At 49.0% G+C, this 26,658-nt stretch carries 15 protein-coding genes; 13 read left to right on the top strand and 2 right to left on the bottom strand.

All coding sequences use genetic code 11. The features are described 5' to 3' along the window. The first annotated feature begins 4 nt into the window (after positions 1–4). The 13 genes from NW212_RS02000 to NW212_RS01940 all read left to right on the top strand — a co-directional run bounded on the left by NW212_RS02000 (position 5) and on the right by NW212_RS01940 (position 23,102). On the top strand, positions 5–1,396 hold the full coding sequence (locus tag NW212_RS02000; RefSeq protein ID WP_258336981.1) for an aminopeptidase P family protein: 1,392 nt from the start codon (positions 5–7) through the stop codon (positions 1,394–1,396). 156 nt (positions 1,397–1,552) lie between these two features. After that, positions 1,553–2,746, top strand: coding sequence for an aminopeptidase C (locus NW212_RS01995; RefSeq protein WP_258336980.1), 1,194 nt, complete (start codon positions 1,553–1,555; stop codon positions 2,744–2,746). Positions 2,747–3,004: 258 nt separating this feature from the next. Further along, positions 3,005–4,729: a single-stranded-DNA-specific exonuclease RecJ gene (gene recJ / locus NW212_RS01990; RefSeq protein ID WP_258336979.1), complete on the top strand. Its 1,725-nt coding sequence runs from the start codon at positions 3,005–3,007 to the stop codon at positions 4,727–4,729. Between the two features lie 11 nt (positions 4,730–4,740). Next, positions 4,741–6,642 carry an ATP-dependent DNA helicase RecQ gene (locus tag NW212_RS01985; RefSeq protein ID WP_258336978.1) on the top strand — a complete coding sequence of 634 codons (1,902 nt, stop codon included), beginning with the start codon at positions 4,741–4,743 and terminating at the stop codon, positions 6,640–6,642. Between the two features lie 447 nt (positions 6,643–7,089). Next, positions 7,090–10,020 (top strand): TonB-dependent receptor, encoded by a 2,931-nt coding sequence (locus tag NW212_RS01980; protein ID WP_258336977.1) that lies wholly within the window; start codon positions 7,090–7,092, stop codon positions 10,018–10,020. A 26-nt stretch (positions 10,021–10,046) separates the two neighbouring features. Next, the gene (locus NW212_RS01975) at positions 10,047–11,579 is read left to right on the top strand and encodes a RagB/SusD family nutrient uptake outer membrane protein (protein WP_204396813.1); all 1,533 of its coding nucleotides are present in this window, start codon (positions 10,047–10,049) and stop codon (positions 11,577–11,579) included. Positions 11,580–11,590: 11 nt separating this feature from the next. Further along, positions 11,591–12,502 carry a DUF4984 domain-containing protein gene (locus NW212_RS01970; protein WP_258336976.1) on the top strand — a complete coding sequence of 304 codons (912 nt, stop codon included), beginning with the start codon at positions 11,591–11,593 and terminating at the stop codon, positions 12,500–12,502. 98 nt (positions 12,503–12,600) lie between these two features. Next, positions 12,601–14,571, top strand: coding sequence for a DUF5003 domain-containing protein (locus NW212_RS01965; RefSeq protein WP_258336975.1), 1,971 nt, complete (start codon positions 12,601–12,603; stop codon positions 14,569–14,571). A 30-nt stretch (positions 14,572–14,601) separates the two neighbouring features. Then, positions 14,602–17,385: a DUF4458 domain-containing protein gene (locus NW212_RS01960; RefSeq protein WP_258336974.1), complete on the top strand. Its 2,784-nt coding sequence runs from the start codon at positions 14,602–14,604 to the stop codon at positions 17,383–17,385. 14 nt (positions 17,386–17,399) lie between these two features. Beyond that, entirely contained in the window at positions 17,400–19,511 is a 2,112-nt protein-coding gene (locus NW212_RS01955) for a hypothetical protein (RefSeq protein WP_258336973.1), read from the top strand. A gap of 148 nt (positions 19,512–19,659) precedes the next feature. Then, positions 19,660–21,771, top strand: coding sequence for a subtilase family N-terminal domain-containing protein (locus NW212_RS01950; protein ID WP_258336972.1), 2,112 nt, complete (start codon positions 19,660–19,662; stop codon positions 21,769–21,771). A gap of 17 nt (positions 21,772–21,788) precedes the next feature. Next, a complete protein-coding gene (locus NW212_RS01945) occupies positions 21,789–22,610 on the top strand; it encodes a DUF1573 domain-containing protein (RefSeq protein ID WP_258336971.1) in 822 nt (273 codons plus the stop codon). Between the two features lie 9 nt (positions 22,611–22,619). Next, positions 22,620–23,102 (top strand): lipocalin family protein, encoded by a 483-nt coding sequence (locus tag NW212_RS01940; RefSeq protein ID WP_258336970.1) that lies wholly within the window; start codon positions 22,620–22,622, stop codon positions 23,100–23,102. Between the two features lie 229 nt (positions 23,103–23,331). Here the strand turns inward: NW212_RS01940 and NW212_RS01935 are convergent, their stop codons facing one another. After that, the gene (locus NW212_RS01935; RefSeq protein ID WP_204508981.1) at positions 23,332–24,246 is read right to left on the bottom strand and encodes an IS982 family transposase; all 915 of its coding nucleotides are present in this window, start codon (positions 24,244–24,246) and stop codon (positions 23,332–23,334) included. 297 nt (positions 24,247–24,543) lie between these two features. Continuing rightward, complete coding sequence (locus NW212_RS01930; RefSeq protein ID WP_258336969.1) at positions 24,544–26,427, bottom strand: amidophosphoribosyltransferase; 1,884 nt, start codon at positions 26,425–26,427, stop codon at positions 24,544–24,546. Positions 26,428–26,658 lie beyond the last annotated feature (231 nt).

Genomic DNA, 26,658 nt, shown 5'->3' with positions numbered 1-26,658 from the left:
GAATATGTTCGATTCACTTACTTATCAAAACCGCCGCAAGGCTTTGCGTGAGAAAGTCGGTCACGGCATCATACTTATTTTGGGAAACAACGAAGCCCCGGCAAATTATCCGGACAATACGTATAAATTTCGTCAGGACAGTTCGTTCGTCTATTTCTTCGGCCATTCGCATCCCGGATTTGCGGGTGTCATCGATGCAGACAGCCACGAGGAATGCCTTTTCGGTGACGATGTGGATATGGACGACATTATCTGGATGGGACCCCAGCCCAGCGTGAAGGAGCTGGCCGCACAGGTCGGAGTGGCGAAGAGCTGCCCGTTCGCCAAACTGAAAGAGGTGATAGGAAAGGCGATCTCCCAGCGCAGGAAGATTCATTTTCTGCCTCCCTACCGCTACGACAACATGCTGCTGGTTGAAGACCTGACGGGCATCCGCGCTTCGATGACGCCCAAACATGCCTCGCTGGAACTGATCAAGGCGGTGGTCGACCTCCGCTCGGTGAAGGAACCTTGCGAAATTGCCGAAATCGACAGGGCGTGCAATGTGGGATACGAGATGCATACGGCTGCCATGCGCCTTTGCAAGCCGGGGGTGTCGGAACAGTATATCGCCGGCGTGCTCGACGGAATCGCTGCTTCTTACGGGCGGATGGTTTCGTTTGCGACCATCCTGACCCAGAACGGGCAGACGCTGCATAACCATGACCATAGCCATACGCTTCAGAAAGGCCGCCTGATGCTTACGGACGCGGGCGCCGAACTGATGAACTATTATTGCTCCGACCATACGCGTACCGTCCCGGTAGGAGGCCGCTTCACGAGCCGCCAGCATGACGTGTACAGCATTGTGCTGGCCTGCCATGACAAGGCTTTGGAACTGGCCCGTCCGGGAGTGACTTATATGTCGGTGCATCTGGACGTATGCAAGGTGCTGGCTCAGGGGCTGAAGGACCTCGGTCTGATGAAGGGGGATGTGGAAGAGGCGGTAGCTGCCGGAGCGCATGCGCTGTTCCTGCCTCACGGACTTGGACACATGATGGGTCTTGACGTGCATGACATGGAGGATCTGGGCCAGTGCCATGTGGGCTATGATGATGAGGTGCGTCCTTCCACCCAGTTCGGGCTTGCCTCGTTGCGCATGGGACGCCGCCTGAAGGAAGGCTTTGTCATAACCGACGAGCCGGGCTGCTATTTTATCCCTGCTCTTATCGACAAGTGGAGGGCGGAAGGAACCAACGCTTCTTTCCTGAATTTTGACGCGATAGACAAGTTCAAGGATTTCGGAGGCATCCGTCTGGAAGATGATATCCTGATAACTGCGGACGGCTCGCGCTTTACCGGCGAGAAGCGTATTCCCATCACGATTGACGAGGTGGAGGATATCATGAACCGGTAGGAGTTTTCCGGCTCCTCCCCTGAAAGGGAAGCTGGTTGAGGGTATCTGAAAATATTGGCTTATAATTTTTTTCCTGTAAGCCTTTCCCTCAGGGAAGGTTTGCAGGAGCTGTTTGGTACGACCTAATATTAATCACTAAAATAACAATTAAAGACTATGAACAAATTGATTGCACTCCTTGCTCTGGGCTTGTGCGTAGGAAATGTTTGTGCAAAAAATCCGAAGAAAGACAAGGCCGAAGAAGGATTCGTGTTTACTACCGTCAAGGAGAATCCCATCACTTCCATCAAAGACCAGAACCAGTCGAGCACCTGCTGGTCGTTTTCTTCACTGGGTTTCCTTGAGGCTGAACTGTTGCGTCAGGGAAAAGGGGAATTCGACCTGTCGGAAATGTTTGTCGTTCACAAAACCATGGAAGACCGTGCCGTAAATTACGTGCGTTATCATGGTGACGCTTCGTTCTCGCCGGGCGGAAGCTTCAGTGACATCGTTTTCTGCTACAGGAATTATGGAATGGTTCCGCAGGAAGCTATGCCGGGCATCATGTACGGCGATTCGCTCCCGGTGCACAACGAGCTGGATGCCGTGGCCGGAGCCTACGTGCAGGCTATCGGAAAGGGCAAGTTCAAGAAGCTGACTCCGGTGTGGAAGAAAGGTCTGGCTGCTATTTACGACACATACCTGGGAAAATGCCCCGAAAGCTTTACTTATAAAGGAAAGACTTATACTCCGAGAACATTTGCCGATGAAGCGCTGGGACTGAACATGGACGACTATGTATCGCTCACTTCTTATACGCATCATCCTTTCTATACGCAGTTCAGCGTTGAAGTGCCCGACAACTGGCGCAACGAGCTTTCGTATAACCTGCCGATCGACGAGCTGATGGAGGTGATGGACAATGCGATAGAAAAAGGCTATACTTTTGCATGGGGGGCCGATGTGAGCGAGGACGGATTTACACGCGACGGCATTGCCGTGTGTCCGGACGTAGAGAAGGGAGCCGAGCTTACCGGATCTGACATGGCGCACTGGCTGGGACTGAGCAAGGCCGACAAGCGCAAAGAGCTTACAAGCAAGCCGCTTCCGGAAATTGAAGTGACTCAGGAAATGCGCCAGGAAGCGTTCGACAACTGGGAAACGACCGATGACCACGGTATGTTGATCTACGGACTCGCCAAGGACCAGAACGGAAAAGAATATTATATCATGAAAAATTCATGGGGCTTTAGCGGAAAGTACAAGGGCATCTGGTATGTTTCGAAAGCTTTCGCAAAATACAAGACCATGAACATTCTGGTGCATAAAGATGCCGTTCCGGCTGCCATCGCGAAGAAAATAGGGCTTTGATTGTTCTGCGTCAGGACAGTCATATGCCAGTTGCATGATATGCCGCTAGGGCCGCAGAGCGTCACGGAGGATAAAGCTGAATCCTCTGTGCATCTCTGCGGCCTTTGTGGTGTCTTGCGGTATCTGGCGATTTCTGTAAATTTAATGCCGGATTGGCCGCTTGTTTCTTTCTTTTTTACTAACTTTACAGATTGAAGCGGAAGCCGGGCGACATCCGCCGCTTCGTGAAAAAGGAAAAGAAAGAAAAAACATATATAAATGAAGTACAAATGGAACTATCAACCTCCTACACCGATCCAAAGGGAAGCGGCTAAGGCACTTTCGCGCGAGTTGGGCATCAGTCCGATTCTTTGCCGTCTGCTGCAGGAAAGGGGCATAAAGACTGCGGCTGAAGCCAAGCGCTTTTTCCGTCCCCAACTGAGCGAACTCCACGATCCGTTTCTGATGAACGACATGGAGAAGGCGGTGGAGCGTCTGAACAGGGCGATGGGAAGGAAAGAGCGTGTCATGATTTATGGCGACTATGATGTTGACGGAACGACGGCCGTATCGCTGGTCTACAAGTTTCTCCAGCAGTTTTATTCCAATATCGACTATTACATTCCCGACCGCTATGAGGAAGGGTATGGGGTGTCGGAGAAAGGAATAGACTATGCTTATGAAACAGGAGTGAAACTGATAATCGTGCTTGACTGCGGAATCAAGGCTGTCGGGGAAATCGCATACGCCAAAGAAAAGGGAATCGATTTCATTATATGCGACCATCATGTGCCGGATGACGTTCTTCCGCCGGCTGCAGCCATCCTGAATCCCAAGCGGTTTGACTCTACTTATCCCTACGAGCACCTTTCGGGGTGTGGAGTGGGCTTCAAGTTCATGCAGGCTTTTGCCATGAACAACGGCATTGATTTCCATCAGCTGGTTCCTCTGCTTGATCTTGTTGCCGTGAGCATCGCTTCAGACATCGTGCCGATTATGGGTGAAAACCGTGTGCTGGCCTATCACGGCCTGCGCCAGCTGAACTCGAATCCGAGCATCGGCCTGAAGGCCATCATTGACGTGTGCGGACTTGCCGACCGGGAGATCACGATGAGCGATATCGTGTTCAAGATCGGCCCGCGCATCAACGCGTCGGGACGCATCCAGAACGGAAAGGAGGCTGTCGACCTGCTGATTGAAAAGGATTTTGCTTCTGCGCTCAGGCAGAGCAACCAGATTAACCGCTACAATGAGGCGCGCAAGGATCTTGACAAGAGCATGACGGAAGAGGCGAACCGGATTGTGGACGGTCTGGCGGATTTGTCGGAGCGGAGATCGATTGTCATTTTCAATGAAGCGTGGCACAAGGGGGTTATCGGCATTGTGGCGTCGAGGCTGACGGAGATTTATTATCGTCCGGCCGTCGTGCTGACACGGACGGGCGACATGGCTACGGGCTCGGCGCGCTCCGTTTCGGGATTCGATGTCTACAAGGCTATCGAATATTGCCGCGACTTGCTCGAGAACTTCGGAGGGCATACCTATGCTGCCGGGCTTTCGATGAAAGTGGAGAATGTTCCGGAATTTTCCCGCCGTTTTGAAGAGTATGTCACCGGGCATATCCTTCCGGAACAGACCAATGCGACAATCGACATTGACGCGCAGATTGATTTCCGTGACATCACGCCGAAATTCTTTTTCGATCTGAAGAAATTCAATCCGTTCGGACCGGACAACCATAAGCCGGTTTTCGCCACTTTCAATGTGTATGACTATGGTACGAGCAAGGTGGTGGGACGCGGACAGGAGCATATCAAGCTGGAGCTTGTGGACAACAAATCGAACAATGTGATGAACGGGATCGCCTTCGGACAGAGCTCGCAGGTCAGATACATCAAGTCGAAGCAGTCGTTCAACATCTGTTATACGATTGAGGAAAACACGCACAAGCGCGGGGAGGTGCAGCTCCAGATTGAAGACATCAAGCCAAATAAAATGTACTGAAATCTGCGTATATGGCCGATTACAGGGAGATATTGAAACGTTACTGGGGATACGACAACTTCCGGGGCATCCAGGAAGAGATTGTGCGGAGTGTCGGAGAGGGAAGAGATACGCTGGGGCTTATGCCTACGGGCGGAGGGAAGTCTGTGGCGTTCCAAGTGCCGGCGCTTGCCCGTCCGGGTTTGTGCCTGGTGGTCACTCCGCTCATCGCGCTGATGAAGGATCAGGTTCAGAATCTGAGAAAAAGGGGGATTAAGGCGGCTGCCGTTTACTCGGGGATGACACGCGAAGAGATTGTCGTGGCTCTTGAAAACTGCATTTTCGGCGACTACAAGTTTCTGTATATCTCTCCCGAGCGGCTTTCTACCGAAATTTTCCGGGTGAAGCTCCGCAAGATGAACGTGTCGATGATTACGGTCGATGAGGCTCATTGCATTTCGCAGTGGGGCTATGACTTCCGGCCTTCTTATCTGAAAATATCGGAAATACGCGAGTTGCTTCCGGGGGTTCCGGTGCTTGCGCTGACTGCTACGGCTACTCCCGAAGTGGTGAAGGACATTCAGGCGTGTCTGAAGTTTCGCGAGGAGAATGTGCTGCGGATGAGTTTCGAGCGGAAGAATCTGGCTTATGTGGTGCGCCGTGCGGAGGATAAGGAAGGCGAAATGCTGCATATCCTGAACAGCATGGAAGGGTCTGCCATCGTCTATACGCGGAACAGGAGGCGGACCAAGGAAATTTCCGCTTTGCTGGAACGGCATGAAATCACAGCTACCTTTTATCATGCGGGGCTGGCGGATGCGGTGAAGGACGAGCGCCAGAAAGCCTGGCTTGCGGGGCAGTGCCGGGTGATGGTGGCTACCAACGCTTTCGGCATGGGGATAGACAAGCCGGATGTGCGCCTGGTGATTCATGCCGATGTGCCGGATTCGCCCGAGGCTTATTTCCAGGAGGCCGGGCGTGCGGGGCGTGACGGACGCAAGGCATATGCGGTGCTGCTTTTCAATGAGCGTGACAAAGTGTCGTTGAAGCGGCGTGTAAGTGACACTTTTCCGGAAAAGGAAGCTGTCCGGAAAATTTACGAGGATATCAACTATTATTATCAGATGGCCATGGGCGATGGATTGGGGTGCATGTTTGCTTTCAACATCGATGAGTTTTGCCGCAATTTCAAGCATTATCCGGTGCAGACGGACAGTGCGCTGAAGATACTGACCCGTGCCGGATACCTGGAATATACTGACGAGCAGGATAACGGCTCCCGGCTGATGTTCACGCTGCGGCGTGACGAGCTTTATGCCATTCATGAACAGAATCCGGACATTGAGCGGCTGCTTCGGGTGATACTGCGTTCGTATACCGGAGTGTTTGCTGATTATGTGTACATCAGCGAAGATATGCTGGCTTCGCGTTCGGGACTGACGCGCAGGGAGGTTTATGACGCGTTGGTTCTGCTCAGCAGACGCCGTATTCTTCATTATATCCCCGGGAAAAAGACACCTTATATTATATATACGCGCGAGAGGCAGGAGGCTTCGCGTATCTGCATCGGAAAAGAAGTTTACGAAGACCGGAAGGCAAGTTATGAGCGGCGGATAAAGGCGATGCTTGAATATATTTCAGACGGGGCGCATTGCCGGAGCCGGATGCTGCTGCGTTATTTTGGCGAAAAAAGCGAATGTAATTGCGGGCAGTGTGATGTCTGTCTTCAGCAGAAGAACGCTGAACCCGGGAAGGACGAGTTTGATGAGGTTGTTTGCAAGCTGACGGAGGCGCTTGCGGATTCTCCGCTTTCGCTTCAGGAGGCAGCTCACCGCACCGGAATCCCGGAAGAGCGGCTTTTGCAGGCGGCAAACTATCTGTTGGCCGAAGAGCGGCTTGAGCAGCAGGACGGGAAACTTGGTCTTGTCCGCTGATGGGCGTGCGGAAATTGATAGCCAAATTTTGTTCTGGCCCTCTTTCTTGCATGATTGCATCTATATGCATTTGATATGCATCCATGTTTTAAATTTGCAGTTGGGGCTGAGTCTGTTTTTAAAATTGTTTGAAAAGTGGAATTTTTTGTGTTGGAGTTGTTATAAAATCCGTTGCTTTTTGCATTTTTTTAATGTTAAAAATAAATTTGCGTAAAAGAAAAGTGAAAATTATATTGTAATTTTGCCGCGAAAGCAAAATATAATATAACAGATGCATAACTTTATTATATTAAACAGAACATTTTTTAATTTGGATCTGGTGTTGCGTAACGTGAAGTCCCGCGATGCCTTTTAATTTTTTCCATTGTTCTTGCCTGTAGCGACAGGAAGGAGTCGTTTTATGCAATTTTTTATTCACTTTAATACATTTATTTATTAGCAGACAAAATGAGAAGATTGTGTCTTTGGCTGGTCTTTTTTGTCATGCTAGGCATTCAGTCAGCTTTTGCCCAGTCGTATGTGGTGAAGGGGAATGTGGTTTCGAAACTGGACAATGAGCCGCTGATTGGAGTGTCTGTCATGCAAAAAGGGACGGCGAATGGTGCGGTTACCGATATGGACGGTAACTATGAGCTGAAAATCCAGGGAGGGGAAGCTACTCTGGTATTCTCTTATATTGGTATGCGGTCGCAGGAATTGCCTGTCAATTCACGGACCGGAGTGTTGAACGTAGCGTTGGAAGACGATTCGCAACTGATGGACGAAGTGGTGGTGGTTGCTTACGGTGTGCGTAAGAAGGGGACGATTGCCGGTTCTGTATCCATGGTGCAGGCGGATAAGATGGAAAACGTGCCTGCGCCGAGCTTTGACCAGGCTTTGCAGGGACAGGCTCCGGGCTTGTCGGTTATTTCAAGTTCCGGTGAACCGAGCAAGGCTGCCGTATTCCAGATCCGTGGTACAAACTCTATCAATTCGGGTACGGCTCCGTTGTTTATCCTGGACGGCGTGCCCATTGAAAGCAGCGATTTCAATACAATCAGTCCGAGCGACATCGAATCGGTTTCTGTGTTGAAAGATGCCTCGTCGACTTCTATTTATGGTGCGCGCGCCTCTAACGGTGTGGTTGTTATTACGACCAAACGCGGCCTGTCGATGGACAAGGCGAAGGTGACGCTTCGTGCGCAGTACGGTTTTTCTCAGTTGGGGAACATTGACTGGAATATGATGGATACCAACGAACGTATCCAGTTTGAAAAGCTGATCGGCATGGATACGGGACAGGATTATGATTTGCTTGCACGCACCAATGTGAACTGGATGGATGCCATCTTCAAGGACCGGGCACCGCTTCAGAGCTATGAAATCTCAATCAACCGGGCTACAGAGAGAGTGAACTATTATGTGTCGGGAGGCTTTTATGATCAGGACGGTATCGCTCCTGGGTCTTCGTTCCGCCGCTACAATATCCGTGCGAATGCAGAAGTGAAAGCAAGCAACTGGCTGAAAGTCGGAACGAATACGATGGCTGCTTACGAGGAGATCGAGCAGACGGAAGAGGGAAGCCCTGCATTGTCCAGTCCGATTTTTGCCTGCCGCCTGATGCTTCCTTACTGGAATCCGTTCAAGGAGGACGGTTCGCTGGCTTCTACCAATGACGGCACATGGACCGGTACGGGAGTGAATCCGCTGGAATGGATGGCTAACAATCCGGTGATGAACAAGAAATACAAGCTGTTGTCTACGGTTTATGCTGAAATAACCCCGATCCAGAATCTGACTATCCGTTCGCAGTTTGGCGTGGACTATTCGCATTCAACGGGCTCTTCTCAGTCGTTCCCCAGCTATTCGCTGAATAACGGGCAGGGAGCTGCCGGACGCAGTTCGTATGACACCATGAATCTGACAGAAACGACGACGGCCAACTACCGCTGGACTTATAAAGATGACCATGCGTTTAACTTCCTGCTCGGACAGGAAGCGGTGAACTACATGTCGGAAGGTTTCCAGGTGTTTACGGAAGGACAGACCAATGACCTGCTTACCGACCTGTCGTCAGGTACCCGTGGTTCCTCGTGGTCAAATTCTTATACTTCTTATGCTTATCTTTCGTTCTTTGGCCGTGCCGAATACAACTACAAGGATTTGTATTATGCCGATTTCTCTGTCCGTGCGGACGCTTCTTCGCGCTTCGGAAAGAACAACCGCTGGGGAGGTTTCTGGTCAGTCGGTCTGATGTGGAATGCGAAAGGGGAAGAGTTCCTGAAAGATGTGGAATGGCTGACCAATGCGCAGGTTGCGTTGAGTTCGGGTACGACCGGTAACTCGGAGATACCGGATTTCGATCATCTGGCGCTTGTGTCCGGCGGACCGAACTATAATGACGAGGCGGGCATCTATCCGGCACAGAGCAGCAATGAAGATTTGAGCTGGGAAAAGACCTGGTCGACAAATCTGGCTTTCCATCTGGGATTCATCGACCGCATAAATCTGGACGTTGAGCTTTACAATAAGAAAACGACGGATATGCTGATGTATGTTCCTGAATCGTATGCCATCACAGGTGAAGGCTCGCATTGGGAAAATATCGGTGCGATGGTGAACCGAGGCATTGAGGTTAATGTGAATGCGGATGTGCTTCGTGTGGGTGACTTTGCATGGAACCTGAGTGCAAACTTTTCTTATAACAAGAATGAACTGAAGGAGCTTTATAGCGGCGTGGATGAGTATGTAAACTCAACGACGGGGCTCCGCTATGAAGTGGGACGTCCGGTGAACGAGTTTTATCTGAACCGCTATGCGGGTGTGAATCCGGCAAACGGCGAGCAGTTGTGGTATACGAAGGACGGGGAAATAACCAACGAATACCGCGAAGAAGACCGTGTGATGACCGGAAAGAGTTTTGACGCTCCCTGGGCAGGAGGCTTCGGAACGACGCTCTCGTGGAAAGGGCTTTCTTTCTCGGCCCAGTTTACCTGGATGGCCGACCGTTGGGTGCTGAACAATGACCGTTATTTTGAAGAAAACAACGGAAGTTTCTCCAGCTACAACCAGTCGAAGCGTCTGTTGTATGACGGATGGAAGAATCCGGGCGATGTGACAGATATTCCGCGTTACGGCGAAATAGCCCAGCTGGACGACCGTTTCCTGGAAAATTCATCGTTCCTGCGTCTGAAGAATGTCACTATTGCCTATTCGTTGCCTCGCCTGTGGTTGCAGAAAAGCAAGTTCTTCACTTCAGCCCGGGTGTATTTGCAGGGGCAGAATCTGTTGACATTTACCGGCTTCACCGGTTTCGACCCGGAATATGCAGGAAACAGATATCTGGGTGTGTATCCTCCTTCACGCCAATACACGATCGGTGTAGAAGTTTCATTCTAATATATAATAAGGTATAAGAGAAAATGATAATCAGAAAATTTAAACTGTATATGGTGTTGGCCGCAGCTTCTCTGGCGTTTTCGTCCTGCCTGGACAAATATCCGGAGAACGCTATTCCCTCGGATGAGGCGGTCAATACGGTAGATGATGTGAATCAGTTGGTTATCGGCATTTATGATTCGTTCACGAGCAGCGCACTCTACTCCGGTAACCTGACTTTGCTTCCTGACATCCAGACTGATTTGGTGTATGGGGTCAACGGAAACACAAATGTTTATGGGGAAATCTGGCGCTGGAACGATATTTTGTCGACAAATACAGACATTGAAAGTGTATATGGCGCATTGTATGCGGTTATCGGACGCTGCAACTTCTTGCTTGACCATGTGGAGAAAGTAAGGGCCGGAGTAACTGACGATGACGATCTGGACCGTCTGGACCAGTATTGCGGAGAGGCTTATTTCGCCCGTGCGCTGGCTTATTCGGAGCTGGTGAAGCTGTTTTGCAAGGCATATGAAAGCGACGAAGACGCGGCCGGCCAGTTGGGCGTGGTGCTGAACGAGCATTACGACAGCCAGGAGCCGATGGTACGCGCTACGCTGAAAGACTCTTATCAGTTCATCTTGAACGATTTGGACCGTGCGGAAGAACTGCTTCAGTTGGAAGAGGATTTCGATCCTTCTGTAGACGGTGCGCTGTTTGATACGGTGTATTTTAATGAGTATACGGTGTATGCTCTCCGTGCCCGCATAGCTCTTTACATGAAGAAGTGGGATGAAGCGGTCGACTATGCAACCAGAGTCATCGGTGACGGAAGAGGAGGGTCGCAGAACTATTTCCTTTCCAGCTGTACCGAGGCGATTTCTTCTACGCAGAGCTATTTCGACTATATGTGGACCAACGACCATGGAACGGAGGTGATATGGAAAGTGTCGTTCACCTTGAATTCGTATGGAGGGTCGCTGGGAACGGTTTTCTTCAACTATGACCAGACAAGCGTACGTCCCGACTATGTGCCGGCGCAATGGGTGCTTGGTCTGTATGACGCAAACGATTTGCGCGCTTCTTCATACTTTGCCTACTATACAACGGCATACGGACTTTATTGGCCTTTGCTGCAGAAGTATTGGGGAAATACGGAGTTTCAGTCATATAATATCTACGGTCTGTGCATGCCCAAGGTGTTCCGTCTGGCAGAGCAGTATCTGATCCGTGCTGAAGCCTATGCGGAACAGGGCAACTACGCGGAAGCAAGCAACGACCTTTCTACGCTGCGCAGAGCGCGCTATCAGACAGGAGGTGCGGTTTCTGTAAATGCGGACAATTGGCTGGAAATTGTCGAACAGGAGCGTGTGAAGGAACTTTACATGGAAGGTTTCCGCCTGCAGGACTTGAAGCGCTGGCACAAGGGATTCGAGCGTGAACCGCAAGACCAGTCGCTCGAGAACGGAAGCAGCCTGAAAGTGGAGGCGGACGATCCGATGTTCGTATGGCCGATACCTCAGCATGAAATTGAAGCTCCGGGTTCGCAGATTGAACCGAACGAAAGTAACAGATAAGGAGGTGAATTATGAAAAAGATACTTACAGGATTTATGGCGGCTCTTGCCGCAATGACGGTCTTGTCGGGATGTGAGGAGAAGAGGGTTATTTATAGCGGACCCGATTACCTGATGTTTTCCGACACGCTGTACCAGTGTCCGGTGAGGGAAGCGGACGATGATGTGTTCGATGTCCCTGTATCGGCTACCCGGGCTGTTGACTACGACCGTACGCTTGCTGTTGAGATTATTGACAAGGAGAGCAATGCGGTGGAAGGCAAGCATTATGAGCTGTTGTCGAATACGGTGACTATAAAGGCCGGCGAACTTGCTTCCAGTGTGCAGGTGAAGAGTTTCTATGACAATATCGGAGTTTCCGACTCGCTGGGATTCGCCCTGCGTCTTGTGATTCCGGATGAAGACAAGTGGGACTTGTACGGTACGGAGGCCAAGGTGGTGCTTCAGAAGGTGTGTCCCTTTGACATCAACAATTTCACGGGCGATTGCGTGGTGACTTCCACTTTCTTCTCCAGCGGCAACTGGACGGGTGTAGCCGCTATGCGTCTTATCAAGACGGAGGTGGATCCGGAAGAAGAAAACACCATCATTCTTCATGATCTCTATTATGACGGATATGATGTGAAGCTGAAGTTCAACACGGAAGATGATATGGAGCCGCTGGTAGAGATGGAAGAACAGAAGCTGGCGAGTACGGCCGATGCCTTTATCGGCAACATCCACGGCAACGGGGATCTGATGATAAGCCAGCCCACTGCCTATACATCGTACTTCAGCACATGTGAGGATTTTGTTCTCCAGTATGTCACGCTTAACGTGTATAACGACGACGGATCGCTTTACGGAAGCGTCGGCACTTATGTGAATATTCTGGAATGGATAAGCGAAGGGGAAGCAGAGGATTTGAGGCAGGACGGATATTAAGAGGGGAGAGCGCAAATTTTATTTGATAATTAGGTTATAATGGTTTGCGCTTTAAATAAAGTTGATAGTAAAACAATAAAATAAAACAAGAATAGATTATGAAACATCTCGAATTGAAATCTATTGCAGGTCATTGCAAGAAGGTATTGTATAAGGGGTGCCTGTTCGTAGGATTTCTTGCGGCATGTGGATTGGCATCATGCTCGGACGATGACGAAAGTGCGGCAGCTCCTGTTTTTCCGGAATTGCAAAGTTTTAGCTGTAATATCGGGGAAACGAAGGAATTTACTTTTGAGGCAAATACAAACTGGACATTGGAGTCGTCTGAACTTTGGTGCAAGTTGGTGAGTGGCGAAAACGAAGGTTTTGTGCTTACAGGTTCTGCCGGAACACAGACTGTGACCATTCGTGCTACGGACGAAGGCGCAACCGTAGATGCTGCAAGTGTGGCAAAACTTTGGCTTACAATGGGGATGCAGCGCACGGTTATCGGTGAAGTGACCCGTTCTGCTTTGGGTAGCGAACTGAAAATCTATGATATGGAAGGCAACGAACTGGAAGCTCTTACCGTGGGATATGATGATTTTGAACCCTTTAAAGTGAAAGCGAACTTTCACTTTGCCGTAACCGGAACTCCCAACTGGGTGGAAGTAGAAGGTGGTTCGCTGGTTGGAGTGTCTAATCAGGAAATAGAAGGCGGATTGAGAGTGGTTCAAGACGGAACGGTTGAAAAATATCCGGTGGCCGCAACAGATAACAAGATGATTGTGTTCAGTGCAGAAGACGGAAAGGCTTCTTTCTCATTTCCGCTGGTTTATGCGGGTATGGACCCGATGGATATTGATGTAACAGCTCCTTCTGGCAACAGATATGGTTGGACGGTTTCGATGGACGGAAAGAACTTTGCTCAAGAAGGCGGGCAGGGAACCTCCGGAAGCAGCACTTATACTAACAGAATTCCCTTTACGGTTAAGGTGCTGAACGATGATTATGAGTTTGTTTATTTGGAAGAATGGGAAGATTTTTCCGGCACGAAAAATATTTCTCTGATTGATCCGTCTATGTTGTGGTTGCATTGTGAAGGAGAAAAAGGTGATATCTCTTTGCGTGTTGATGAAAACGAGCCTCAGTATACAGGAGTTCCGGCAGAAGAAAGAACGGGTTATGTCTTGGCTTTCTCGCGTGCGGAATATGAAAGCATAAAAGATAATCTGGAAGCTAATATTGTAGAAAACGGAGATATTAAATATGCTTACCAGCAACGCAATCTGTTGATTCAGATTACCCAGAAAGAACAGGAAACAACTACCGGCGAACAGTTGGTTAACAATGTAACAAGTGGCGACGGTTCTACGGAGATAAATTTTGTAGCATATACAGGAGAAAAGCTTAATCATTATCAATCTACTTATAATGTACAGTCGGTTACCGAAATCAACGAACCTGCAATGACTACGTTGATTACGCTTGCTTTTGAAGTAGGGAGCATTGAAGCGTATGATTTATCTACGGAAGAGCCTATTGAATCAGGAGGTATTGAACCTGCAGGTACTTATATAAGTGTTGATGCTTCTACTCTTGGTAAGAAGGATATCTTCTTTGTTGTAACAGAATGGATGGAAGCCGGAACTCCGAGAAAAGCAATGGTTATTATACATTTGTCGAATGTAGAAGAAGGCGGTAGCGAAGAACCTTCTGAAGGCGTATTCTCTATAAGAAATGCTTCTACGGATTCTTCTGTGGCATGTACGGAATATGCAGGTCCAAGTCTTGACTGGTTTAAGCAGAATTATGGTGTTGAAAGCATCTGGCAGGTAGAAAAACCAACTGGCAGTTTGGATGTTGCGTTGAGAACCTTAGGTAAAACGATTGCTTCATGGGATTGCTATGATTTTGCAACTGAAAGTCCGATATCACTCACAGATGAGATAATGGATGTAAATGGCGATGGTTCTGTTATCAATATATGGATTGGTGGCGCTTTCGTTGAACACGATGTTGTATTCATGGTAATAACGGACAATTCGGGGGTTAAATACGGTTTAATCGTAGGTACTCCGGCTGAGTAATAATATTGTTTCTTAAAACACAAAATTGAGATGAACATATATAAATTATATTCCAAATACTTTTTATCGCTCCTCGTCAGTATGCTGGCGATGGTGGCGGTGACAAGTTGTTCGGACGACGATGAAGAGCTGATGCAAAGCGGTTACGGCTATGTGCAGTTCAAACTCAGCAAGAGTACATCGGCTGAGGCGCAATCTGCCTCACGGACAGTGACGGACAGACTGGAAAGGCTGGCGGATGCAAAGAAGATACAAGTGGTGCTGCTTCATGATGGTACCACTGTATCACAAACTTTGCTTTTGAACAGCTATAATGACACCAATGCGGAATTTGGTGTGCGGAGCGATAAGCTTCAGTTGGTGGCTGGAGTATATAGAGTGGTGGGCTACTACTTGTACGATGGAGTAGATGAACTGCTTTATACAGGCGGCTCTGGTGATAACAGTGAATTTACTGTTGTTAGCGGTGGTTTGCATGTACAGGATCTTTCGGCAAATGCGGCTTCTCAAGGAATGGTGAAGTTTCAACTGGAAAAGGTTCTTAAATCGCGTGCAACGGAAGAGGGATACCTGTTCAGTTCCATCGCTGAAGTGGATGTACAGGTAAAGAATATGTTTACCCGTGAAGTTACGGCTTTTGAAAAGCTGAAAGTTACTTACGAAACCGGATACGAAGAGTCTGTTGGCGTTGATAACCCGGATGACAAATACAAGGAAATAGGTAAGGCGAGCTGTGATTCCGTCGTGTGGCTTCCCGCCGGTACTTATCAGGTAATTTCTTATTCTGCGTATTCGAGAAGTGGCGCTTCTCGCTCAGAACTTGAATCTCAGGTGGTTGTCAATGGCGAGAGCTTCGTGGTGGCTGATAATATGCTGACGGAAGATGCTGTAATACCTATTCAGTTGTCTGAAACTTCGGAAAATATTAAAGACTATAAGGCTCTGAAAGAGATTTGGGATAAGCTCGGTGGAAAGAACTGGAGCTATTTTGGTCAGGAATATCCCGAAGGAACTAACTGGAACTTCAACAAGGAATTGGATATGTGGGGTGACCAGCCTGGAGTGACATTGGATGATCATGGACGTGTCACTGGATTGGCCCTGTCTAATTTCGGAATAAGTGGTTTTGTTCCGGCGGCTATTGGTCAGCTTACAGAACTTCAGATTCTGTCCTTAGGATCTCATGACGAAAAGGTGGGAGGAGGACTTTTCGGCAAGCAGGGAATTGCTCCGGGTATGAGCGAGGACCGCAAACAGCAGATGCGCCGTCATTATGAAAATATGTTCCTGAAACATGACCTGCGTGCTGATCTCTCCGAAATGCTTCAAGAGTTGATAAATAATGACCCAGCTAAAAAGCAGATACAGAAGAAAGCGCGTCCTACACTGAAAGATACGCAGATCGGTGTCATGACAAGTAATTTGACAGGGGTTTCTAGAGCGGTGATGCGTTTGACAAAACTCCAGCAGCTTTATATTGCAAATGCTCCGATTGTGTGCAATGATGCGGTAGATAACTTTTTTACTTCATGGGAAGAAAACGGTGCAGATTCTGAATATGCAAAAGCGTATTCACAGGAAGAGGCCGAAGGGAAGTTGTCGTGGAGTAATATGACTGATTTGACTGATATTGAGGTCTATAATTGCAAGAATCTGGAGAAGCTTCCTGCTTTCCTTTATGACCTTCCCGAAATACAGTTGCTTAACATTGCTTGTAATACAGGTATCAAGGGGGATCAGTTGAAAGAGGATTGGACAGCACTGGCCAACGATCCAGATACAGGACCCAAGATCCAGATTCTTTATATGGGCTACAACAATCTGGAGGAGTTTCCTGATGGATTGGACAATGCAGGCTCGGATGCGCCGTTGTGTAAAATGAAGAAGTTGGGACTGCTTGACCTTACTGACAATAAGATAAAGACAGTTCATTCTTTTGGTACGGACATCAAGCTGGCTACGCTTTATCTGCAGAACAACCAGATAGAAGAAGTGCCGGCAGAGTTCTGCGGTTTCACCAACGATGTGGAAACGTTCAACTTCTCGAACAATAAGATTACGTATATTCCGAATATCTTTGATGCGTCCTCGCTTTACATCATGGGGTCGATCGACTTCTCGAACAACCGGATCGGAGAGAATGCAAATGATTCTGACAAGGATGGTATCAGAGATGTGGATGAAGCGGATTTCAAGGGAATCAATGCCAATGAACTTTCGTTGGCCAACAACCGGATTGAGAATTTCCCGGAAGAACTTTTCAAGTCAAATTCTCCGATAACCGTGCTGAACATGAGCGGAAACCTGCTCACCAAGATTGACGGTGACGATCTCCGCAGAAGTGAGGCTGGCAAGGAATGGTGCCCGCTTGAAACATTCGACCTGCGTTTCAATAAACTGACTGAAATCTCGGGAGAGAACTTTAATCCTCTGATTCCTTATCTTCAGGGAATTGACTTGAGCTATAACTGCTTCTCGAAGTTCCCCACCAATCCGCTGAACATCGACCGCCTGATGGCGTTTGCAATCCGTCACCAGCGTGATGCACAGGGAGAGCGGTGCTTGAAAGAATGGCCGGAAGGTATCAATGCAGCCGGTTCGTGTCCGAACCTTTATTGGTTTCAGATTGGTTCGAATGACATTCGCCTGGTGGAGGAAGCACCTACCACAAAGATTTACATGCTGGACATCGCTGACAATCCGAATATTACGATTGACTTGACCAATGTATGTTCGGCTATCAGTGCGGGCGCATATTTGCTTTATTATGACAAGACGCAGGACATCCGCGGATGTGACATTTTATTAGAATAAAAATGCAGACAGTTATGAAGTTTTTGAACAACAGTATGATATGGTCATTGATTCTTTGCGCGGGACTTGTGGTTTCGTGCAAGGACGATGACGAACCGGGGATACCGGGAGGTCTTGCGCTTGACAAGACTGAAATAGCGATAGGCCCTGAAGGAGGAACAGAGCGTGTGCAAGTCACTTCTTCTACAAACTGGGTGTCCAGCGTTTCCGCTCCATGGGTAAGCGTTTCTCCTGCCAATGGATTCGGTTCTGTGGCAAGTGTGCTGACTGTGGACTCTACGCTTGAAAACACGGCACGTACGCTGGAAGTGCGCTATACTCCTCAGGGGCAACAGCCTCAAACGCTGACTGTTACTCAGTTTGGTTTCGGCAAGCAGATCCTGATTAAGGAGGCTGAAGTGGAACTTGAGAGTTCTGCAAATTATGACGAACGCGTGGTTGACGTGACCATCCAGACGAATGTGCAGTTCCGTATTGATATGGACAACATTGGCTATTCATTTGGGGAAGGAGATCCGACAGGGGATGACGCTGCCGAAGCTGAAACTCAGCGTACCGGGTGGATTGATTTGGAAAGAAACCAAAGCGAAACGCCGGTGGGTGATGACTTGCTGGATCGTGGAGCACGGCCCCGCACAGTGAAAGTGCGTTTCCGTTGGGAGATGAATACGGTTCCTTATACACGTGTGGCCAAGATTGATCTGCTTCCGTTGGGTCTGGAAGGTGATGAAACGCTGGTGGATGCTGACGGCAATCCGATTGATAAGGTAACGCTGACCGTGACTCAGACAGCTGCTCCGAAGATTGAAGATAACCGTGCGGGCGATTCGCTGGCAATCATCATGATTTGCGAGAAGGCTCAGACAATGGTGTCATACAGTTCGGCTGAGAATATGCGCAACTGGGACGGAGTGACCTTGTGGGAGCGCACCGATGAGGTGGATGGCGAACAAGTGCCTTCAGAATGGGTAGGCCGTGTACGTTCGGTAAGCTTTATGGGACCGAATATCCAGGAGGGAGAATCCTTCCCGCGCGAACTCCGCTATCTGAAGTACCTGGAAATACTGAGCATAGCAAGTAATACCAACCGGCAGACACGTGAAATGCACCTTGGCGATGAGCTTCTGGAGCTGAAGCATCTGAAAGAATTGAGCATCAGCTCATACGGTCTGATAGATTTGCCTGAAGACTTTAAGAAGCTTGGCGGTGAGGTTGATGATTCTTATGCCGGACTGGAGGCGCTGACTTTGAGCAGTAATAACTTCGAAAACTTGTCGGATTTTACAGGAATCATTACGAAGGAGAACTTCCCGAAACTGGAGTATCTTGACTTGTCAGGCTGCCGCCGTACGGATGCCTTGTCTGATCTGAGCACGATCTCTGGATTCGAATATAATGGTACTCCCATCGGTCTGCGTTCAAATATCTCGACAGATTCTAATGAAAAGCAGGCTCTTATTGATCTTCTTACGTGGGAAAAGTTGAGATACCTGAGCCTTTCTTACGGCTTCATGCAGGGTTCGCTTCCTACGGATGAGGAGATGGTGGCAGCTTTGCAAGCAGCTGGCCAAAAGCCGTATTACGATGCGGATGATTTCTTTGCTGGGAAAAACCCTGCACGTGATGACTGGTGGAATAAAGTTTCGAAAGATACTTGCCAGTGGCTTCTCTCCGAGAAGGAAGTTTCGATTACGTTGAACGGCGAAGAGATAACGGCAAAAGGTACAGAGATTCCTCGCGTGCTTCCTTTCAACCGTGCGTTCTCCATTAACCTGAATTTCCTGACCGGACCGTTGCCCAAGTGGTTGCTTTTCCATCCTTATTTGGCAGAGTGGAATCCGGGGCAGATGATTTTCAACCAGCAGGAAAAGGGGAAGACTTCGGATGGTGTGACCGTCGGTTTTGACGGAGTAGGGCAGTCGCCGTATGATTTTGACTATACCTATTATTATGGCAATAAACAGCCGGCTGCTACTACGGAAAAACCGGGTGATTGTGATCCAAGTATAGACCCCGGTTATTCGGACCGAGATCCTGGCGTTGCTTATCCGCTTTATTACTATCGTTACGTGAATGCAGCCGGAGCAAATGATCCGGACTACCATGGTGCGGGAGGCAATCAGTAACCTTTTGAAAGTTTCCCGAGTGGAACTTATTGAACCAATGGCTTGAACATTTAATAGGCTCTTTGCAAGACCTCCCTTTCGGGGAGGCTTGTGAAGGCAGAGAGTCGGAGGTTTGGGAGTTTAATATATTAACAGACAGAATAAATAAATGAAGAAAAAATATTTATATACAGCCTTGTTTGCATTGACCTTGTCGGCATGTGCTGATGAAGACATTGTAGAACAGCCTTCCGTTCCTCAGGGAGAAACGGAAGTGAAGCTTCCGGCAGACGCAACTGACGGCGAACTGCTGATCAAGTTTTCTCCGGAGATGACGGACATTCTTGACCAGACGTTCAGCCGCGCTTCAAGAAGCGGAGGGATGAGCCGTTCGGGAATTCCGTCTACAGACGAGGTTCTTGATATTTTGGGAGCATATTCCTTCGAGCGCATTTTTCCTGTAGACGAAAAGAATGAAGCGCGCACACGTGAAGCGGGCCTTCATCTGTGGTATCGTGTGAAGTTTGATGAGAACACAGACTTGCAAGAGGCGGTAGAGCGTCTTCGCCAGTTGGGTGAGGTGTCGAAGATTCAGGCGAACAGCCACATCAAGCGTGCATACAATACGAAACGTACTTATGTGAGTGAATCTGCACTGCAGCGTAAAAGCATGAGCCGCTCGGGAGATGATTCCGCTCCTTTTACGGATCCGGGACTTGCTCATCAGTGGGGATTCCATAATACCGGCAGTTATGATTTTACGGGCAATGCGCTGAATGCTGCCGCGGTTGCGGGATGCGATGTGAACTGCTATGAGGCATGGAAACTGTGTAAGGGAGATCCTTCTATCATCGTTGCCGTGCTTGACGAGGGTGTAATGAATACGCACGAGGACTTGCGGGACAATATCTGGGTGAATGAAGGCGAAGAGGAATATGCCGGAAGGGATGCCGACGGCAACGGCTATAAGGATGACAAGTATGGCTATAATTTCGTCACGAACTCAGGTGTCATTACCTGGTCGGATGCCAGTGATACAGGACACGGTACGCATGTAGCCGGAACAATCGCTGCTGCAAACAACAACGGAATCGGTGTCTGTGGTATTGCAGGCGGCGACGGAACTGCCGGAACGGGCGTGAAGATTATGTCGTGTCAGGTTTTCTCCGGACAAAGCGGTGTGACTTTGGACCAGGAGGCTAAAGCCATCAAATATGCAGCGGACAACGGTGCGGTAATCCTTCAGTGCAGCTGGGGGTATAATTCGGGTGCATCGAACGCGGTGCTGGGCTATACACCCGGTCCGTCTACGGAAGAAGAATGGGAGAGCCTTTACCCGCTGGAGAAGGAAGCATTGGATTATTTTATCAACAACGCCGGTTCGCCGAACGGAGTGATTGACGGCGGTATTGCCATATTTGCTTCGGGCAATGAGTATGCTGCTCTTCCGGGATTTCCGGGGGCGTACTCCAGATGCGTGAGCGTGTCTGCGGTTGCAGCAGACTATACGCCTTCTTGTTTCTCGAACTATGGTGAAGGTGTGGCTATAGCCGCTCCGGGCGGTGATCTTGAGTATTACGGCACACCGGGTGAAACGGAAGATGAGTACTGGACATCGGATGAGTCACAGGCCGGTGAAGGAACGGGAACGACGACAAAGACGCTCGGCTCGATTCTTTCTACACTGATCAGAAACGGACAGCAGGCCTATGGTTATATGGAGGGTACTTCAATGGCTTGTCCGCACGTGTCGGGAGTTGCTGCTCTGGGCTTGTCGTATGCCAAGCAGCTGCGCCGCCACTTTACGGCTGAAGAGTTCGTTGATTTGCTGAAGAACACGACGGATAAGTCGCTTTATAATGGATATCAGGACGGTGTTAAACTGTATTACGATGGCCATACTTACCCGGGAGCTTCTGTTACAAGAATGGAGCTTGGAAACTATATTGGTAAGATGGGAACCGGACTGGTTGATGCTGGGGCATTACTGAGCAGCATTGCGGGTGCAGGTTCGGAGATGAAGTTGCCTAATGTGTATGTAGGGACAGGTGCATCTTATGCCATTGACCTTGCTTCTTACTTTGTTAACGGTGAAAACCTGACTTACGAAGCTGCTTCATCTGATGAGGCGACGGCTACTGTTGCTGTAAACGGAACCGTAATGACAGTTACGGGCGTGAAAGCAGGTATGGCGCAGATTACTGTTCAAGTAAGCGGAGAAGCCTCGCAGACCATTGTTGTTACCGTACGTGACAAGGCGAACGATAACGGGTGGATGTAATTTAAATCTTTTGAGTTTTGAGAACAAAGCTTTATCTGATATTGCTGTTAGCCGTTTGTGCGGTTGGAGGACTGAAGGCGCAAGGCCGGAAAGTCCCCTTCCGTTCGCGTGCGCAGATGGATTCGCTGCTCAATCCGCTTTTGATGAAGAATGCGGAAGCCGTTCTCCGTTTTGACAGTGTAGTACGGCATGTCGGAACACTTACGGAAGACGATGATCCGGTGACATGCCGGTTTGTATGTACAAATGTCAGCGGCAGTCCGGTTGAACTGGTGCGGGTGAGAACAACTTGCGGCTGTATGGTTTCGGAATTTCAGCCTGGAGTGATAGCTCCGGGGGAAAAGCGTGAGATATTGCTTACCTATCATCCCAAGAATCATCCGGGTACGGTAGATTCTAACGCTTTTGTCTACCTGTCCGGATCGGAGAAGGCTCCGGTTGCGCGGCTGACATTGATTGGCAATGTACTTCCGGGTGCAGATGAGTGGGCGAGGTTTCCTTTTTTCATGGGCAAGCTTCGGTTGAAGCGGAAGTCTGTAGAGGTCGTCTTTGGCTCTGCAGAAAAGTCGGTGGAGCGCATCTTGTGTGGAAACAGCGGCGAGGTGCCGTTACGGCTGTCTGCTCTGATGATTCCGAAGTATGCCAAATTCCGTACCGAGCCTGAGGTGATTTATCCGGGCAGCGAGGGCGACATTGTGATAACTGTGGAAAAAGCTTTGGTTCCCCGGACTAAGGGTAAGACGTTCACTTTCCCTGTTGTTGTGGACGGAGTGGAGGGGAAACCTTCCGACCGCACGATAACTGTAAAAATTAATGTACCGAATAATAATGAAAAATAAAAACAGGAAATGAAGAATATTTTTAAACTGATGGCCATGCTGGCTTTGGTTTGCTGCCTTTCATCTTGCAGTGACGATGACGAGCCTGTAGTTCCGACATTGGACGTTACTCCGGCAAACTTGAACGGTACGTGGCAGCTTGCCGAATGGAACGGGCAGCCGCTTGCCGAAGGGCTTTACTGTTACATTACCTTCAACCGCCGTGAACAGACTTTCGAAATGTATCAGAAATTCGACAGTATGTATGCGCGTTATATCACTGGAAGTTTTGACATAGAAGAGGATCCTTACCTCGGCTCTGTCATCAGCGGTGAGTACGACTATTGGATGGGTGACTGGAACAGCGAATACATTGTTACAGATTTGCTGGAATCAGGTTCTATGATATGGACTGCAAAAGATAATGAATCGGATGTAACCAAATATGTGCGTTGCGACAAGGTTCCTGATGAAGTTGTAGCAGAGGCACGTGTTATCGGAGAAGCAGAGTAGAATCCGATTTTGAACCTTGTGAAAGGTTGAAACATCATAAAAACATCTCTCTAACTGGATTGCGGCGGATAGCTTTAAAGGCTTTTCCGCCGCTTTTCTCATTACAAGGCTGTCGAGATGAAAAAGGCAGACTTCTTCATGGCACCGTTTGAAATGCGGATAGATTTCGGTTTGGAAATTTGAACAGAATCGATAAAAGATGCATTTGTTACGTGAGTTCGGGATAATCTTAAAACAAAACCAATTGTCTTGTATGTTCAATGGTATATCCCTGCAATGCTTCAGGCTTATTGTCATAAAAGCAATATGCTGCCAATGCCGCAACAAGATTCATTAAGAAATTATTGATGGACCTGTGTCTTGAATGTACTAATTTTGCTGTATTCTTGAGCATGTCATTAATGCACTCGATGACAAAACGCTTACGCAACATGATTTTATCCCAAAATGGCATCAGTCTGTTTTTCATGTTCACTTTGATTCCTGTAACAAGATGTATGCCATCTTTAAAAAGGTCCTCAAAAAGTCTTGGAGAGATGTACCCCCTGTCAGCAAAAAGCCTGCCGTACAGTTCTTTGGCAAGTACGTTCCAGACTTTGGGATTCCTGTCATCCACATTGGCTCCGGTAAGACAGAAGGTGATGATTTCTCCCCGGTCATTGCAGGTGAAATGCAGCTTGAACCCGTGACACCACCCCATCGTCCCCTTCCCGTCCGTGGCCATGCCCTTGAAAACCTTGTTGGCATAGCGTCTGAGGTTATGACAGACCGGAATCATCGTGCTGTCCACGAAACTGATACCCGAACAGCGGCCAAAGGCATAAAGCTTAAGGAAAAACATCAGTTTGAAGAACACACGGCTTTCAAGTTCCACAAACCTGTTATAGGATACCGCATCCGGAAAGTCCTGATGCAGATGTACCCTGATATAATGCAGGTAGTAGTGCTTGAAGTTGGCGAACGTGCCAAAATGAAATACAATCAGGATGGTCATAATCTCACCATCGGAAAGGGAGGCATTACGGTGCCGACGGCGGATTCCGTTTGAAGAAATAAGTTCGCCTTTAGCAATTTCCATATCAAATTTCTTGCTGAATTCATCTACCATACAGAAAATATCCGTAATTTTGTCTTGGGTAATCATAGAACCTTGGTTTTGTAAGTTATTGTTTGTCAGACTCAAATTTACAAAATATTTCTGTGATTACCTGTTTTTCTTTCCATTATTAACTTATTAGCTTATCCCGAACTCACGTATTTGTTCGAATGCTTACGGAAAAAGGAAGCTTCAATGAAAAATAAATGAAGATTCAGGAGTAAGGCCTTAGTGTTTCAACGTGGACACACAGGCACAGGGCCGCGTCGGTCTGTATATTCTGTGGCCCCATGTCTGTGTGTATCTGATTTCCTGATTCAGGAAACACCCTATTGAAGCAACCTCTTAAAACTGGTAGTTCTGCTCCACCCAGTCGATGAAGGCCTTGTTCACCAGCTTCACGCCGCCTGGAGTGGGGTAGTCGCCGCTGAAGTACCAGTCGCCCGGATGGTTGGGGCAGGCCTCATGCAGTCCTTCCAGTGTCTGGTATACGATCTGCACTTTTGCCTGTGTGCCCGCGGGAGTAAGCAGTTCCACAATTTTTGCCGATATTTCCTCGTCGGTGAACGGTGCATAGATTTCCTTCACGTAGTTGGCCATCTTCTCTTTCGGAAGTTCCGTCTGGGCCTTCGACTTGCGGTAGGCATATTCAATCACATGCTGCATTCCGCGGTCTTCGAGCAAGGCGATGGCGGCCTTGAACGCGATGAACTGCTCCATGCTTGCCATGTCGATGCCGTAATAGTCGGGGTAGCGCACCTGGGGCGATGACGATACGATGACGATTTTCTTTGGATGCAGCCGGTCCAGTATGCCGATGATGCTCTGTTTCAGAGTCGTGCCGCGCACGATGCTGTCGTCTATGATTACCAGGCTGTCTTCGTAGGGAGTGAGGCTTCCGTAAGTGATGTCATATACGTGTGCAGCCAGGTCGTTGCGCGTGTTCCCTTCGGCGATGAACGTGCGCAGCTTGATGTCTTTGATGGCCACCTTTTCGCTCCGGATGCGCCTGGAGAGAATCTGCTTCAGCTCCTCGTGCGTAGGTTTGTGTCCCAGAGCCTCGATGCGTTCCGCCTTCAGTTTGTTCAGGTAGTTGTCGAAGCCTTCCAGCATTCCGTAGAAGGCCACTTCGGCTGTATTCGGGATGAAGGAGAACACAGTGTGGTCGATGTCGCCTCCCAGAGCTTTCAGAATCGGGCCGACCAGCCGTTCGCCCAACTTTTTCCGCTCTTTGTAGATGTCTATGTCGCTTCCGCGGCTGAAATAGATGCGTTCAAACGAGCAGGGCTTCACGTTTTTGGGCCGGTTGATCTGCGCCAGGCGCATTTCGCCTTTCTTGTTGACCAGGATTGCCTGTCCCGGAAGCAACTCGCGGATGCTGTCTGCCTGCACGTTAAGTACGGTCTGGATAACCGGCCGTTCCGATGCGAGCACCATGATTTCGTCGTCCATATACCAGAATGCCGGGCGGATTCCCCACGGGTCGCGCACGGCAAACGATTCGCCGCTTCCCGTCAGTCCGCAGATTACATAGCCTCCGTCCCATTGGGGAGAGGATGTTTTCAGCACGTTGGTCAGGTCGATGCGGTTTTCGATGGCATGAGTGATGTCCATCCCTTGCAGTCCCTCTTCCTTGCATATATTGTACAGACGCTCTACTTCGCGGTCCAGCCGGTGTCCCACTTGCTCGAGCATGATGTACGTGTCGGCATATTTTCTCGGGTGCTGTCCTGCCGCCGTGATGTCGGCAAAGATTTCGTCTACATTGGTGAGGTTGAAGTTTCCGCAGAGCGCCAGGTTCTTAGCCCTCCAGTTGTTGCGCCGCAAGAACGGATGCACATACGAGATGCCGCTCTTTCCTGTAGTAGAGTATCGCAGGTGTCCCATGTAGAGTTCGCCTGCAAAGGGGAGGCACTTCTTTGCGTATTCCGCATCGTGGAGCTGTTCTGCGGTGAGGTCCTTGAAGTGGCTGTGTACGGTGCCGAATATTTCGGTGATCGCTCCGGCCCCCAGAGCCCTTTCGCGGAACATGTATTCTTCGCCCGGATCTGCCTGAAGTTTTACGCAGGCCAGTCCTGCCGCTTCTTGTCCCCGGTTGTGCTGCTTTTCCATCAGCAGGTAGAGTTTGTTGAGGCCGTACATCCATGTGCCGTATTTTTCCTGATAATATTCGAGCGGCTTGAGCAGGCGGATCAGAGCCACCCCGCATTCGTGTTTCAGTATTTCCATAATAAGCTTGCTAATCGTAATTGATTTAGGTCGATGTCTGCAGCCGGTCTGTTCGTGCGACGGATGCAGGCATCGTGGTTAAAAAACATGTTTGGATGCGGAGGAGCAAAAGGCTTTGTGTCCTTGTTTTTCCGTATCCGGATATTTTTCGGATACAAAATAAGGGACAATTCTTTATATAAGTTGAAAGCGGCACTGCAAATTTCTTTTGTTGCTTGCTGATTTTAGTGG

This window comes from Bacteroides sp. ET225, from assembly GCF_024733745.1.
Classification (GTDB): Bacteria; Bacteroidota; Bacteroidia; order Bacteroidales; family Bacteroidaceae; genus Phocaeicola; species Phocaeicola excrementipullorum.
This window is presented reverse-complemented; position numbering and strand designations above follow the sequence as displayed.